The 15,716-nt window shown below is 45.2% G+C and carries 14 protein-coding genes and 1 other annotated feature; all 14 genes read right to left on the bottom strand.

What is annotated here, in order from left to right; all coding sequences use genetic code 11:
• Positions 1-58: 58 nt before the first annotated feature.
• A complete protein-coding gene (gene fusA / locus NST45_RS29890; protein WP_036680521.1) occupies positions 59-2,137 on the bottom strand; it encodes an elongation factor G in 2,079 nt (692 codons plus the stop codon).
• 47 nt (positions 2,138-2,184) lie between these two features.
• Entirely contained in the window at positions 2,185-2,655 is a 471-nt protein-coding gene (gene rpsG / locus NST45_RS29885) for a 30S ribosomal protein S7 (protein WP_036680520.1), read from the bottom strand.
• A 45-nt stretch (positions 2,656-2,700) separates the two neighbouring features.
• Positions 2,701-3,120, bottom strand: coding sequence for a 30S ribosomal protein S12 (gene rpsL / locus NST45_RS29880; RefSeq protein WP_036680518.1), 420 nt, complete (start codon positions 3,118-3,120; stop codon positions 2,701-2,703).
• 133 nt (positions 3,121-3,253) lie between these two features.
• Positions 3,254-3,505 (bottom strand): ribosomal L7Ae/L30e/S12e/Gadd45 family protein, encoded by a 252-nt coding sequence (locus NST45_RS29875; protein WP_038573459.1) that lies wholly within the window; start codon positions 3,503-3,505, stop codon positions 3,254-3,256.
• Between the two features lie 180 nt (positions 3,506-3,685).
• Complete coding sequence (gene rpoC / locus NST45_RS29870; protein ID WP_036680514.1) at positions 3,686-7,297, bottom strand: DNA-directed RNA polymerase subunit beta'; 3,612 nt, start codon at positions 7,295-7,297, stop codon at positions 3,686-3,688.
• A 116-nt stretch (positions 7,298-7,413) separates the two neighbouring features.
• Complete coding sequence (gene rpoB / locus NST45_RS29865) at positions 7,414-10,959, bottom strand: DNA-directed RNA polymerase subunit beta (RefSeq protein ID WP_339824471.1); 3,546 nt, start codon at positions 10,957-10,959, stop codon at positions 7,414-7,416.
• A 422-nt stretch (positions 10,960-11,381) separates the two neighbouring features.
• Positions 11,382-11,981 (bottom strand): class I SAM-dependent methyltransferase, encoded by a 600-nt coding sequence (locus tag NST45_RS29860; protein WP_038573463.1) that lies wholly within the window; start codon positions 11,979-11,981, stop codon positions 11,382-11,384.
• Positions 11,982-12,092: 111 nt separating this feature from the next.
• Entirely contained in the window at positions 12,093-12,452 is a 360-nt protein-coding gene (gene rplL / locus NST45_RS29855) for a 50S ribosomal protein L7/L12 (RefSeq protein WP_036680508.1), read from the bottom strand.
• Between the two features lie 65 nt (positions 12,453-12,517).
• Positions 12,518-13,021 carry a 50S ribosomal protein L10 gene (rplJ, locus tag NST45_RS29850; protein WP_036680505.1) on the bottom strand — a complete coding sequence of 168 codons (504 nt, stop codon included), beginning with the start codon at positions 13,019-13,021 and terminating at the stop codon, positions 12,518-12,520.
• 64 nt (positions 13,022-13,085) lie between these two features.
• Positions 13,086-13,238 (bottom strand) — a sequence feature (ribosomal protein L10 leader region).
• Between the two features lie 67 nt (positions 13,239-13,305).
• Positions 13,306-13,998 carry a 50S ribosomal protein L1 gene (rplA, locus tag NST45_RS29845; protein WP_036680504.1) on the bottom strand — a complete coding sequence of 231 codons (693 nt, stop codon included), beginning with the start codon at positions 13,996-13,998 and terminating at the stop codon, positions 13,306-13,308.
• Positions 13,999-14,080: 82 nt separating this feature from the next.
• Positions 14,081-14,506 (bottom strand): 50S ribosomal protein L11, encoded by a 426-nt coding sequence (rplK, locus tag NST45_RS29840; protein ID WP_036680502.1) that lies wholly within the window; start codon positions 14,504-14,506, stop codon positions 14,081-14,083.
• Positions 14,507-14,580: 74 nt separating this feature from the next.
• A complete protein-coding gene (gene nusG / locus NST45_RS29835) occupies positions 14,581-15,114 on the bottom strand; it encodes a transcription termination/antitermination protein NusG (RefSeq protein ID WP_036680499.1) in 534 nt (177 codons plus the stop codon).
• Between the two features lie 21 nt (positions 15,115-15,135).
• Positions 15,136-15,327, bottom strand: coding sequence for a preprotein translocase subunit SecE (secE, locus tag NST45_RS29830; protein ID WP_036680497.1), 192 nt, complete (start codon positions 15,325-15,327; stop codon positions 15,136-15,138).
• A gap of 20 nt (positions 15,328-15,347) precedes the next feature.
• Positions 15,348-15,497 (bottom strand): 50S ribosomal protein L33, encoded by a 150-nt coding sequence (gene rpmG, locus NST45_RS29825; protein ID WP_076099620.1) that lies wholly within the window; start codon positions 15,495-15,497, stop codon positions 15,348-15,350.
• Between the last annotated feature and the right edge of the window lie 219 nt (positions 15,498-15,716).

Genomic DNA, 15,716 nt, shown 5'->3' with positions numbered 1-15,716 from the left:
ACGTGTAATCTTAGATGACTGAGTGTTTATACCCGGGACGGCAAGTTAAAACTGGTAATTATTCAGCGCCTTTGTTCTTTGCAGCGATCTCTTCCGCAATGGATTTAGGAACTTCTTCATAGTGAGAAAGCTCCATTGAGAATACGCCACGTCCTTGTGTACCAGAACGAAGTGTTGTAGAGTATCCGAACATTTCGGAAAGAGGCACCTTAGCACGGATAATTTGCGCTCCACCACGGGAATCCATACCTTCGATACGGCCACGGCGGGAGTTCAGCATACCCATTACATCACCCATATATTCCTCAGGAACAGTTACTTCTACTTTCATGATTGGCTCAAGCAGGACAGGCTTACACTTGTCTTTAGCTGCTTTGAGTGCCATCGAACCGGCAATTTTAAATGCCATTTCGTTGGAATCGACATCATGATAAGAACCATCTACGATGGTAGCTTTAACGTCTACTAGCGGGAAGCCAGCAAGTACGCCGTTTTTCATTTGTTCTTCAATACCCGCAAGTGCAGGAGCGATGTACTCTCTAGGAACCGAGCCACCCACAACTTTACTTTCGAATTTGCTACCAGTACCTGGTTCGAGGGGTTCAAATTCAACCCATACGTGACCGTATTGACCACGACCACCAGATTGGCGTACAAATTTACCTTCGACGCGAGCAGGTGCCTTGAACGTTTCGCGGTAAGCAACCTGTGGTTTACCCACATTGGTTTCTACTTTGAACTCACGACGCATACGGTCGATGATGATGTCCAAGTGAAGTTCACCCATACCAGCCAGGATTGTTTGGCCTGTTTCTTCATCAGTGTGAGCACGAAGAGTTGGATCCTCTTCAGTCAACTTTCCGAGAGCAACACCCATTTTATCTTGGTCAGCTTTAGTTTTTGGTTCAACAGCGATCTCGATAACTGGATCAGGGAAGTTCATTGATTCCAGAATTACTGGATTCTTCTCATCACACAGTGTATCACCTGTACTGGTATCTTTCAAACCAACAGCAGCTGCGATGTCGCCAGAATACACGATGGAAATTTCTTGACGGCTGTTCGCATGCATTTGAAGGATACGACCAATACGTTCACGCTTGTTCTTAGTTGCATTAACTACGTATGATCCGGACTCAAGTACGCCTGAGTAAACACGGAAGAACGTAAGTTTACCAACATAAGGGTCTGTCATGATTTTAAATGCCAAAGCTGCAAACGGCTCTTCATCCGAAGAGTGACGAACAGCTTCTGTACCGTCATCAAGATGTCCAGTAATAGCTGGAACGTCAAGAGGAGATGGCAAGTAATCAACAACAGCATCCAGCATAAGCTGAATCCCTTTGTTTCGGTAGGAAGATCCAGCAATTACAGGGAACAATTTAACTTCAACTACGCCTTTGCGAATTGCAGCTTTAATTTCCGGAATTGTAATTTCTTCGCCTTCCAAATACTTCATAGTCAGATCCTCATCAAGTTCAGCAACTTTCTCGATCAACTCGAGACGCAGCTCCTCAACTTTGGCCAAATATTCTTCCGGAATATCCGTTACTTCGATGTTTTGGCCCAGATCATCTCTGAACATGTGTGCTTTTTGCTCAACTAGGTCGATAATACCAGTGAAATCACTTTCTGCACCAATTGGCAATTGAATAGCAACTGCATTGGCTTGAAGGCGATCACGCATAGTTTCGATTACGTTAAGGAAATCCGCACCGATAATGTCCATTTTGTTTACATATGCAATCCGGGGAACGTTATAACGGTCAGCCTGTCTCCATACGGTTTCAGACTGAGGCTCAACGCCCTCTTTTGCACTAAATACACCAACTGCCCCATCCAATACACGCAGGGAACGTTCAACTTCAACAGTGAAGTCAACGTGTCCTGGGGTATCAATGATATTGATGCGGTGACCTTTCCACGCAGCAGTCGTAGCAGCGGACGTAATCGTGATTCCGCGCTCTTGTTCTTGCTCCATCCAGTCCATTGTAGCAGCACCCTCGTGAACTTCACCGATTTTGTGCGTACGGCCTGTATAGAAAAGAATCCGCTCTGTGGTAGTTGTTTTACCAGCATCAATATGCGCCATGATCCCGATGTTACGTGTATTTTTTAAGGAGAACTCTCTAGCCATGAAATGGATCTCCCTTCAAAATATAAGTTATTTGAATGACCTTTATCCTACCAACGGTAGTGAGCGAACGCTTTGTTTGCTTCAGCCATTTTGTGTGTATCTTCACGTTTCTTAACAGAAGCGCCTGTGTTGTTGGAAGCGTCGATGATCTCAGCCGCCAAACGCTCTTCCATAGTCTTCTCACCGCGGTTGCGAGAGTAGTTTACGAGCCAACGTAATCCCAGAGCAGTACGTCTCTCCGGTTTAACCTCGATAGGTACTTGATAGTTAGCACCACCGACACGACGAGCTTTGACTTCCAAAACCGGCATGATATTCTTGATGGCAGCTTCGAAAACTTCCATCGGATCTTTACCCGTACGTTCTTCAATCAATTTGAATGAATTGTACAGAATGCTTTGAGCGACACCTCTTTTACCACCCAGCATAATGCGGTTAATCAAACGAGTAACCAACTTGCTATTATACAACGGATCTGGCAATACGTCTCTCTTTGTAACTGGACCTTTGCGTGGCATGGATATCCCCCTTTCTTAAATGTTTATTATTCAGATATTGTTATCTTACTTCTTAGCTTTAGGACGTTTTGCACCGTATTTAGAACGAGCTTGCATCCGGTTAGCTACACCTGCTGTATCCAAAGCACCACGAACGATATGGTAACGAACCCCTGCAAGGTCCTTTACTTTACCTCCGCGAAGTAATACAACACTGTGCTCTTGTAAGTTATGTCCGATACCCGGGATATAAGCTGTTACCTCGAGACGGTTCGTCAAACGAACACGGGCATATTTACGAAGCGCTGAGTTTGGTTTACGTGGAGTCATTGTGCCTACACGAGTGCACACACCGCGTTTTTGCGGAGCGCTCAAATTTGTAGCCTCACGCTTGAGGGCGTTATACCCTTTTTGAAGAGCGGGAGATTTAGATTTTTCGATTTTGGCTTGACGGCCTTTACGAACCAATTGGTTAATTGTTGGCATGTTGTTGCCACCCCCTTCCTGAAATGATAGTCGATTTAAGAACTCTAAGCCCACAGACCCAGGCGGTTCATAAAAAGACAAATGAAAAGTTCTTGCCGCTGGTGTTCACCCCAGTACAAAAACATTTCTGTAGCTATTGTTTTAAGACGGCTGCCATCGCAGCGCCAACTTCTATTCCGCAGGCCTTGCCCAAATTCAGCATCGTATCCACATATGTGATCTTAACACCTTGTTTGTTACAAAGCAAAACTATCCTGGAAGTAAGCCTTTGATCTCCGTCCTCTGCCACATAGACTTCTGCGGCTAGGCCCAACTCTACCGCCTTGACGGTTTGTTTGGTACCGATCTTGACCTGAGCATCCTGTAGTCCTCTATCATCAGTCATTCTCTTTACCTCCAATGAACAAGGATAACATGGCTACTCACGCACCTTAGACATTTTAGCATTATCAATAGATGGTGTCAAGAAATTCAGCAACAATTTTTATAGAAATTATACACAGCAGAACACTCATGCCACACCTATGAGTAGGTATGACATGAGCACACTACCATGATTGCTAATTTATTCAGCAGGAACCGTCTCTAATGATTCAAGTTCGCTTTCTGCATTTGGATCACTTAGCTTAACGTTACGGTAACGGTTCATCCCAGTACCTGCAGGAATCAACTTACCGATAATAACATTTTCTTTAAGTCCAAGCAACTTATCTACTTTACCTTTGATAGCAGCGTCTGTTAGGACACGAGTAGTTTCTTGGAATGATGCAGCTGACAAGAAGGAATCAGTTTCAAGAGACGCCTTGGTAATACCGAGCAAGACTGGTTTAGCAACAGCAGGCTCTTTACCAGACAAAATAGCTTCCTTGTTAGCACCTTCGTACTCATGAATATCCGCAAATGCACCTGGCAACAGACTTGTGTCACCTGCGTCAATGATACGGATCTTCCGAAGCATTTGCTTGATCATAACTTCAATGTGCTTATCATTGATCTCAACGCCTTGGTTACGGTATACACGCTGTACTTCTTGCAGAATGTAGTTTTGTACCCCACGGATCCCTTTGATACGCAGCATTTCTTTAGGGTCAATCGAACCGTCTGTCAGCTCATCGCCGGCTTCGATTTCTTGGCCTTCGCTAACACGTAGACGTGAACCATAAGTTATGGAATAAGTCTTGGATTCTGCTTCACCTTGAACCTCGATTTCGCGACGGTCTTTGGTTTCACGGATTTCCTTGATTACGCCATCGATCTCACTGATTGTAGCTTGACCTTTAGGGTTACGAGCTTCAAACAACTCCTGAATACGCGGCAAACCTTGAGTGATGTCATCACCGGCAACACCGCCGGTATGGAACGTACGCATTGTAAGCTGGGTTCCTGGTTCACCGATAGATTGTGCGGCAATAATACCAACTGCTTCACCAATCTCAACGTGTTTACCAGTTGCCAAGTTACGTCCGTAACATTTCTTACAAACACCATGACGGGCACGGCAGCTCAGTACAGAACGAATTTGCAGCTTAGTTACACCTGCGTTTACAATTGCCTCCGCTTTATCGGAGTCAATCAAATCATTGCGGTGAACAATGATTTCGCCTGTTTCTGGGTGACGAACAGTTTCGAAGCAGTAACGACCTTCAATACGGTCATACAGATCCTCGATAACCTCTTTACCATCCTGAATACGACTAACTGTGAAGCCTTTATCGGTTCCACAATCTTCTTCACGGACAATAACGTCCTGGGCAACGTCAACAAGACGACGTGTCAGATACCCTGAGTCAGCGGTACGAAGTGCGGTATCGGCAAGACCTTTACGCGCTCCGTGAGTGGAGATAAAGTACTCCAAGACGGTAAGACCTTCACGGAAGTTCGCCTTGATTGGCAATTCGAAAATCCGACCTGAAGGTGTTGCCATCAGACCACGCATACCACCCAGCTGAGTGATCTGCGATTTGTTACCACGCGCTTTAGAGTCAACCATGAGCATGATAGAGTTGAAACGGTCCATCGACTTAAGCAGGATGTTCGTAAGATCATCCTTAGTCTTCGACCAGATCTCAATAACACGGTCATACCGTTCGTCATTGGTGATCAAACCACGGCGATATTGGTTAGCAACCACATCAACCTTAGCTTCAGACTCTTTCAGGATGGTAACCTTTTCCTCAGGAACAATAACGTCCGACACGGCAACTGTAACACCAGAACGTGTGGAGTAAGTGAATCCGAGCTGTTTAATTTTATCCAAAATCATAGAAGTTTTGGTTGTGTGATAAGTTTCAAAACAACGAGCAATTATCAGACCCAGATATTCTTTACCTACAGCACTGGCTTCTGGAGCGGATTCAATCAGCTCGCGAATGTTCGCGCCTTTTTCGTAGATAAAGTATTTCTCTGGTGTGCCGTGCAGCAAGTTGGTTTTGGTTGCTTCGTTGATATAAGGGAAACTACTTGGGTAGATTTCATTAAAGATGATCTTACCGATCGTAGTAATCAACATTGCATTTTGTTGTTCTTCCGTAAAGCATGTTTTGCCAAGTGCTTTAGCCGGAATAGCAACACGAGCATGAAGTCCTGCAGTTCCGCGTTGGTAAGCTGATACAGCTTCGTTAACGGTACGCAGAATCATACCACTACCCTTTTCTTCCTTGTTATCCATGGTCAAGTAGAAAGTACCAAGGACCATATCCTGGGAAGGTGTTACAACTGGCTTACCGTCTTTAGGGTTCAAGATATTACCAGATGCAAGCATGAGAATGCGTGCTTCCGCTTGAGCTTCTGCAGACAGAGGAACGTGCACCGCCATTTGGTCACCGTCAAAGTCGGCATTGTACGCCGTACATACGAGTGGGTGAAGACGAATAGCATGACCTTCCACCAAAATCGGTTCAAATGCTTGAATACCGAGACGGTGAAGTGTTGGTGCGCGGTTTAGAAGCACTGGGTGTTCTCTAATTACTTCTTCGAGTACATCCCAAACTTCAGGACTTACGCGTTCAACTTTACGTTTCGCGCTCTTTATGTTGTGGGCAAGGCCCTTATTAACCAATTCTTTCATAACAAAAGGCTTGAACAATTCTAGCGCCATTTTCTTAGGAAGTCCGCACTGATACATCTTGAGGTACGGTCCTACAACGATAACGGAACGTCCAGAGTAGTCAACCCGTTTACCGAGCAAGTTCTGGCGGAAACGTCCTTGTTTACCTTTCAGCATATGGCTGAGCGATTTAAGTGGACGGTTACCAGGACCGGTTACCGGACGTCCCCGACGGCCGTTATCGATGAGAGCATCGACAGCTTCCTGGAGCATCCGTTTCTCGTTCTGCACGATAATGTCAGGAGCACCGAGATCAAGCAGTCTTTTCAGACGGTTGTTCCGGTTAATAACACGGCGATAGAGATCATTCAAATCGGACGTAGCAAAACGGCCACCATCCAACTGAACCATCGGACGAAGCTCCGGAGGAATAACCGGAAGAACATCCATGATCATCCAATCAGGCTTGTTGCCGGAGTTACGGAATGCTTCAATGACTTCCAGACGTTTGATCGCCCGGTTACGGCGTTGGCCTTGGGCCGTACGCAGTTCTTCTTTGAGGAATTCCAGCTCTTTATCGATGTCGATATCTTGAAGAAGCTTTTTAACAGCTTCAGCACCCATGCCGGCTTGGAACCCGTAACCGTATTTTTCACGGTAGCTACGATATTCTTTCTCGGACAGAAGTTGTTTCTTTTCCAGTGGAGTTTCACCTGGATCCGTTACAACATAAGATGCGAAATAGATAATTTCTTCAAGTGATCTTGGAGACATATCTAGTGCAAGCCCCATGCGGCTTGGGATACCTTTGAAATACCAGATATGAGATACCGGAGCAGCCAATTCAATGTGACCCATACGTTCACGACGAACTTTAGCACGGGTAACCTCAACGCCACAACGGTCGCAGACTACGCCCTTATAACGGACACGTTTGTATTTACCGCAATGACATTCCCAGTCTTTTTGTGGTCCAAAGATACGCTCACAGAAAAGACCCTCTTTTTCCGGTTTCAATGTACGATAGTTAATGGTTTCCGGTTTCTTAACTTCTCCGCGGGACCATGAACGAATCTTCTCCGGAGAAGCGAGTCCGATTTTCATAAATTCAAAATTGTTAACGTCCAACAAGGAGCAACCCTCCTTAACCTAATCCTGATTTAGTACCGCTTTACCCTCTTCTGACTGTTACATCAAAAGAGGGCGTGCGGTCCTTTATAAAATGGAACTTTTAAGCTCCAGCTTGATTATTCTACTCCGACTTCTGAACCTTCTAAATTGAGGCTTAGTTTGTCGCCTGACGTCTCGTCCTCATCGTCCAATTCTCTCATTTCAATTTCCTGCTCGTCACCGCTAAGAATCTTAACATCCATACCCAGGGACTGCAGTTCTTTGATCAATACCTTGAACGACTCAGGAACACCTGGTTCCGGTACATTTTCACCTTTGACAATGGATTCGTACGTCTTCACGCGACCAACCACGTCATCGGATTTCACGGTCAAAATTTCTTGCAATGTATATGCAGCACCGTAAGCTTCAAGCGCCCACACTTCCATCTCCCCGAAACGCTGTCCACCAAATTGAGCTTTACCACCCAATGGTTGTTGCGTAACTAGTGAGTAAGGTCCTGTTGAACGGGCGTGAATCTTATCATCAACCATGTGCGCCAGTTTGATCATGTGCATGACACCAACAGTAACTTCACGTTCGAAGCGTTCACCTGTACGGCCATCATACAGTCCAGTCTTACCATTACGCTGCATACCTGCTTCTTCCATCGTATCAAACACGTCGTACTCACGCGCTCCGTCAAATACCGGCGTTGCAATGTGAATTCCCAGACGCAATGCGGCCATACCAATATGGACCTCAAGCACCTGTCCGATGTTCATACGAGAAGGAACGCCCAGAGGGTTAAGAACAACCTGTACTGGCGTACCGTCCGGAAGGAACGGCATATCTTCTTCTGGCAGGATACGGGCAACGACACCCTTGTTACCGTGACGTCCGGCCATCTTGTCACCCTCAGAAATCTTACGTTTCTGAGCGATGTAGACACGAACCAATTGATTTACACCAGGAGGCAGCTCATCGCCGTTCTCACGTGTAAAGACTTTAACGTCCACGATAATACCATCACTACCATGAGGAACGCGTAAAGAGGTATCCCGTACTTCACGAGCTTTCTCACCAAAGATAGCGTGCAGGAGACGTTCTTCTGCTGTCAGTTCAGTCACACCCTTAGGAGTAACCTTACCAACCAGAATGTCACCAGCGCTGATTTCCGCACCAATACGGATGATTCCGCGCTCATCAAGATTGCGCAGAGCTTCTTCGCCGACGTTCGGAATATCGCGCGTAATTTCTTCAGGTCCCAGTTTAGTGTCGCGAGCTTCAGATTCGTATTCTTCGATATGAATCGAAGTATATACATCTTCCTTAACCAGCTTTTCACTTAACAGGATCGCATCCTCGTAGTTATAACCTTCCCAAGTCATGAACGCAACGACTACGTTACGGCCAAGAGCAAGTTCGCCCATTTCTGTGGAAGGACCGTCTGCCAGGATATCACCTTTCTTAACAATGTCCCCTCTTTTAGCTAGAGGACGTTGGTTAATACAGGTACCTTGGTTAGAACGCATAAATTTGTGTAATTTATATTTAACGATATCGCCTTTAACTTCCTTGCCTTCGACAGTCTCAACGCGACGCAGCCAAATTTCATTAGCTGAAGAACGTTCGATAATACCGTCATACTTGGAAACGATACATACGCCAGAATCCTTAGCGGATTTATGTTCCATCCCTGTTCCGACCAGCGGAGCTTTTGGAATTAGAAGCGGAACGGCTTGACGTTGCATGTTAGATCCCATCAGTGCGCGGTTGGAGTCATCGTTCTCAAGGAACGGAATGAGCGCCGTAGCGACAGATACAACCTGTTTAGGCGAAACATCCATGTAATCGACACGATTACTTGGCATCGTTGTAATGTTGTCTGAGTCTTTGTTGTAACGAACGATTACCATGTCTTCTTTAAAGGTGCCATCTTCTTCGATCAACACGTTAGCCTGAGCAACTACATAATTATCTTCCTCATCAGCAGTCAGATAGTCAATTTGCTCAGTCACCTTACCAGTCTTCGGATCCACCCAACGATACGGAGCTTCAATAAAGCCGTATTCATTGATGCGGGCAAAGGTGGACAAGGAGTTGATCAACCCGATGTTTGGACCTTCCGGCGTTTCAATTGGACACATCCGACCGTAGTGACTGTGATGGACGTCACGAACTTCAAAGCCCGCGCGTTCACGTGTCAAACCACCAGGTCCGAGGGCGGACAGACGACGTTTATGCGTAAGTTCCGCAAGCGGGTTCGTCTGATCCATAAATTGAGACAGCTGGGAGCTACCGAAGAACTCTTTAATAGACGCGATGACCGGACGAATGTTGATCAGAGCCTGAGGCGTAATCGCATTAGCATCCTGAATCGACATTCTTTCACGTACAACACGTTCCATCCGGGACAAACCGATACGGAACTGATTCTGCAAGAGTTCACCTACAGAACGCAGACGACGGTTACCCAAGTGGTCGATATCATCGGTATTGCCAATTCCGTGAAGCAAATTAATAAAGTAGCTGATTGAGGATATAATATCAGCTTGAGTAATATGCTTAACAGATTTGTCGATGTTGCCGTTAGCGATCAGCTTAATAACCCGGCCTTCTTCAATTGGCGAGAATACGTCAATTGTTTGAAGAGGAATATCTTCGCTGTCCATAACTCCGCCAGTAACGCGGTAGTTTTTAAAGGCAACATTTTTTTCGAAATATGGAATCAATTCATCAAGCAATCTACGATCGACCATTTGGCCGGATTCTGCCAGGATTTCTCCAGTAGAGTCATCAACCAAAGGCTGAGCAAGACGTTGATTGAAAAGACGGTTCTTAATGTGTAGCTTTTTATTGATTTTGTAACGGCCTACGTTAGCTAGGTCGTAGCGTTTTGGATCAAAGAAACGCGCAACCAGCAAACTTTTGGCATTGTCTAGTGTCGGCGGTTCGCCCGGACGCAAACGCTCATAAATCTCAATAAGCGCCTTCTCCGTGGAGTCCGTGTTGTCTTTATCCAGCGTATTGCGAATATATTCATCATTGCCAAGCAATTCCAGAATTTCGGCATCACTACCGAAACCGAGAGCACGCAAAAGTACGGTAACAGGAATTTTACGAGTCCGATCGATACGAACATACATAATGTCCTTAGCATCGGTTTCTAGTTCCAACCAGGCTCCGCGGTTCGGGATTACTGTGGCGGTGTAGGTTTTTTTGCCGTTCTTATCCACTTTTGTGCTGAAATAGACGCTTGGAGAGCGAACCAACTGGCTGACAATAACCCGTTCCGCACCATTAATAATAAAAGTGCCGGTCTCCGTCATCAGCGGGAAATCTCCCATGAACACTTCCTGCTCTTTAACCTCACCGGTCTCTTTATTAATGAGCCGCACCTTTACACGCAGAGGAGCCGCATACGTTACGTCCCGCTCTTTAGCGTCGTCAACCGTATATTTCGGTTCACCCAGGCTGTAATCAATGAACTCTAGTACCAAATTACCTGTGAAATCCTGGATCGGCGAGATGTCCTGAAACATTTCCCGCAATCCTTCCTCCAAAAACCAATCATAAGATTTTTGTTGGATCTCGATCAGGTTCGGGACCTCGAGTACCTCGTTAATTCTCGCATAGCTCCGCCGAGTGCGTCGACCATACTGAACAAGATGTCCTGCCAACTTTACTCACCCCTCATGTCTACTCACTTAAAAATTGATTGCGAACCCTTGTTTGGAACCGTATAATGGAACCATACTACAAGGATTCAGTCATAAATAAAAGAAAAGCCCTTATCGAAATCTTCGAAAAAAGAGCGCATTTATCCATGACCAAAATACTCCTTATCAAGTAGATTTGCCCAAAACGTACATATTATACGTCACCAAGCAATAGTTTATGCGCTATTATCTATTACCACGTAGCATTCGCTGCGTTAGAGCATAGACAACCAACTCGCAAAAACTTGCCGTGCGGCATGCGCTAGCCGGGCGACAATATATTGCTTGACATTTCAGCAAACTAAAGACATGGAGCCTATCTTAATACTGACATTTTATAATAATACCATTATCACTATCACATGTCAATAACCTATTGTATTTTATTTTTGCGCTTTAATAATACGATAGCCTTTGTCTTTCCCCACTTCTTCCACCATTGAGAACAAGCTTTCTAGTTTTGCCACTGCTGATGGAGCGCCCTGCTTCTTCTGAATTACAATCCACAGATAGCCACCCTCATTTAAATGTTCATAAGCATCTTCAAAAATCTTATGCACTACAGCTTTTCCTGCACGAATCGGAGGATTAGTTAGAATCACATCGAACTTCTGCTGCTCATTCAATGCGCCGAGCACATCGCTTTCCATTATCGTAACATTCCGGATTCCATTGTGCTGAGCATTCTCACGCGCCAGTTCTACCGCACGACTGTTAATATCAATCATGGTCACATGTCCTTTGGGAGCTAGGTATGCTGCACTTATGCCAATCGGCCCATAACCACAACCTACATCAAGCACCGCTGAACCGTCCGGAATTATCATAGCTTCAATAAGAACTCGGCTACCGTAATCGATGTCTCCTTTAGAGAATACACCGGCATCGCTCGTAAAACGAAAGCTTTTGCCTCTTAGTACGGTATCAATGCTACGTCTGTCATGACGTACTTCCGGCTGCTGCGAATAATAATGTTGCGACATCTCTTTCCTCCCTTTCCTATTATGTTAGCAGTTGGTATATACGCCCTACTAACTCTATTTATAAAACAAACCCCTTGAACAAGTTCAAGGGGTTTTCAGTAATAGAAGGAATTACTTCACTTCTACAGCTGCGCCTGCTTCTTCCAATTTTGCTTTAGTAGCTTCGGCTTCGTCTTTGCTTACTTTTTCTTTGATTGCTTTTGGTGCGTTGTCTACAAGATCTTTAGCTTCTTTCAAGCCAAGACCAGTGATTTCGCGAACGATTTTGATAACGTTGATTTTGGAAGCGCCAGCGCCTGTCAAAATTACGTCAAATTCGGATTGCTCTTCAGCTACTGCTGCTACCGCACCGCCAGCTGCTACTGGAGCTGCTGCAGTTACACCGAATTCTTCTTCAATTGCTTTAACCAGGTCGTTCAGTTCCAATACGCTCATGCCTTTAATTGCTTCCAAGATTGCTTCTTTACTCATGATTGAACCTCCATTTTATATTTAAATTTATTTGTGGTATTGATTATGCTGCAAGAGTCAAAGGCTTACGCGCTTTGTTCTTCTTTTTCAGCAACAGCTTTAACTGCAAGCGCGAAGTTGCGCACTGGAGCTTGAAGTACGCTAAGCAGCATGGACAGCAAACCATCGCGGGATGGAAGCTCAGCCAGTGCTTTCAGTTGTTCCGCGTCAATGACACGACCTTCAACTACGCCGCCCTTCAATTTCAAAGCGTCGTTTTTCTTGGCGAAATCGTTCAAAATTTTAGCTGGTGCTACTGCATCAGTTGTGCTGAATGCGATAGCTGTTGGACCAGTCAAAACTTCATCCAATTCACTCAACTCAGCCGCAGCAGTTGCGCGACGTAGCAATGTGTTCTTCAGGACTTGAAACTCAACGCCAGCTTCACGAAGTTGCTTACGCAGTTCAGTCACTTGGGAAACGTTCAATCCACGGTAGTCAGCTACAACAGTCGAAAGACTGTTTTGCAGTTTTGCAGTAACGACGTCAACCGCGTCTTGTTTTGCTTGAATTACTTTTGCATTTGCCAATGTATACACCTCCTGAAAATTTATGTGTCGGCGTTCTTTCCAAGGAAAGCTTCACCGCTCCTACGCAGGCAGTAGAAAAGCCTCCGCAGAATCACGAAGGCTTGATAAAACGAAAGTTATACGAGCAAGCTCGTTACTTCTTGTTTCTATCACAACACCTCGGTAGGAAATTAAGCACTAAGGCACCTACTGTCTACGGTAAGCATATTCAAGGTTAAGATTGATACCTTAAGTTTCACAACTGTTATAGATTATCAAAATTGACTCAAAGAGTCAACCCTTAATTATCTGAAGACGGTTGTGTTCACACGAGCGCTAGGTCCCATTGTGGAAGAAATCGAGATGCCTTTAAGGTATACACCTTTAGCAGCAGCTGGTTTCGCACGGTTCAAAGCGTCGATAAGAGCTTTAAGGTTATCGTTCAATTGTGCAGCATCAAAGGACACTTTGCCGATTGGCGCGTGAATTTGACCTGCTTTGTCGAGACGGTATTCGATTTTACCGGCTTTGATTTCTTGCACAGCCTTGGAAACATCGAATGTAACTGTGCCAGCTTTAGGGTTAGGCATAAGACCTTTACCACCAAGCAGACGACCCAGTTTACCGACTTCACTCATCATATCAGGTGTAGCTACGCAGACATCAAATTCAAACCAGCCTTGTTGAATTTTGTTGATCATGTCTTGATCACCAACAAAATCAGCGCCAGCAGCTTCTGCCTCTTTCGCTTTTTCACCTTTTGCAAATACAAGCACGCGTTGTGTTTTACCAGTGCCGTGAGGCAGGACAACAACACCACGAACTGCTTGGTCTTGTTTACGCGGGTCTACACCCAGACGAACTGCTGCTTCAACGGTTTCGTCGAACTTAGCAGTCGCTGCCTTTTTCACAAGCTCTACAGCTTCTGAAGGCTCGTAAGTTGCTTCGCTGTTGATCAGCTTAGCAGCTTCTTGGTATTTCTTACCATGTTTAGCCATGAAAATGTTCCTCCTTTGTGGTGTTAGCGGAAATTCCTCCCACATACTTGCGGGTCACGAATGACCGATTCTTCGAAAACTACTAGTCTTCGATTGTGATACCCATACTGCGAGCAGTACCTTCAACCATACGCATTGCAGCTTCAACAGTTGCAGCGTTAAGGTCAGGCATTTTTGTTTCAGCAATTTCACGTACCGCAGCGCGGCCGATTTTTGCTACTTTTTTCTTGTTTGGTTCGCCGGATCCTTTTTCTACTTTAGCAGCGATGCGAAGCAGAACAGCAGCCGGAGGAGTTTTAGTGATGAAAGTAAAGGAACGGTCTTCAAATACTGTAATTTCAACCGGAATGATCAAGCCAGCCTGGTCGGCAGTACGAGCATTAAATTCCTTACAGAATGCCATGATGTTGACACCTGCTTGACCTAACGCCGGACCTACTGGAGGCGCTGGATTCGCTTTCCCTGCAGGAATCTGCAGTTTCACCATTTTAATAACTTTTTTAGCCATGAGTGACACCTCCTTGCAAAAATAGTGGTCTTCGAACGCCAATAGCGCTCTCCCACAAGAAACCCTAGCTTATGTTATATTTTCTCCACTTGAGTGAAATCCAACTCTAGCGGGGTTTCCCGTCCAAACATGTTAACATGCACTTTGATCTTGCTCTTGTCAGCCAAAATTTCTTCCACGGAGCCCACAAAATTCGCAAACGGACCAACCATAATACGTACGGATTCCTTGATTTCGAAATCAATCTTCGCTTTAGGTTCAACCATGCCCATATGCTTCAGAATTTGTTCTACCTCTTCCGGAAGCAAAGCTGTTGGTTTAGACCCTGAGCCTGTCGAACCAACAAATCCAGTAACGCCCGGAGTATTGCGGACAACATACCAGGAATCATCAGTCTGAACCATTTCCACCAAAACATATCCGGGGTAAACTTTACGCATAACGGTTTTTTTCTTACCGTCTTTGTTTACGATTTCTTCTTCCATAGGAACAAGAACGCGGAATATTTTGTCTTCCATGCCCATGGACTCAACGCGCTTTTCCAAATTGGCTTTGACCTTATTCTCATACCCAGAATAGGTATGAACGACATACCATCTTTTTTCCATATCAAGCCACCTGGGACCTCTCTAAATAATCGCTTCAATCACAGCGGAAATACCGATGTCCAGAACCCAGAAGTAAATAGCGACAACTACAATCGTACCGAGAACGATCAATGTATAGTTGGTCAATTCTTTACGACTTGGCCAGCGAACCTTTTTGAGTTCACTCCAGCTCTCAGTGAAAAAGGAAAACATAGACTTGAAACTACGTTTCATGCCGACTACACCTCCACAGACTATCTGGTTTCGCGATGAGGAGTTTGCGAGTTACAATACTTGCAAAATTTCTTCATCTCCATGCGGTCGGGGTGATTTCGCTTGTTTTTGGTAGTCGCATAGTTTCTTTGTTTGCAACTTGTACAAGCCAAAGTGATAATTACCCGCATGATGTGCACCTCCCGAGACGTCCTTCCAATTCACATTAGAAGACGCAAATATTGATCCTAAAAAAAAGCCGCGAATTTAGGCCTACCTAAAACACTTTAGCATAATGTCAAGGTCTGTGTCAACGAAAGAATTCCGTTCTGCACTGGGTAATTCCGGGTTTAGTAGTCATATGGCCGTACCCTGTCTTTGGGTCTATCTCTTCCTCACACTTCGCTGTC

This window comes from Paenibacillus sp. FSL R7-0163, assembly GCF_037969975.1.
Classification (GTDB): domain Bacteria; phylum Bacillota; class Bacilli; order Paenibacillales; family Paenibacillaceae; genus Paenibacillus_AQ; species Paenibacillus_AQ odorifer.
The sequence above is the reverse complement of the archived record's forward strand: the minus strand, read 5'-3'. Positions and strand labels throughout refer to the sequence as shown.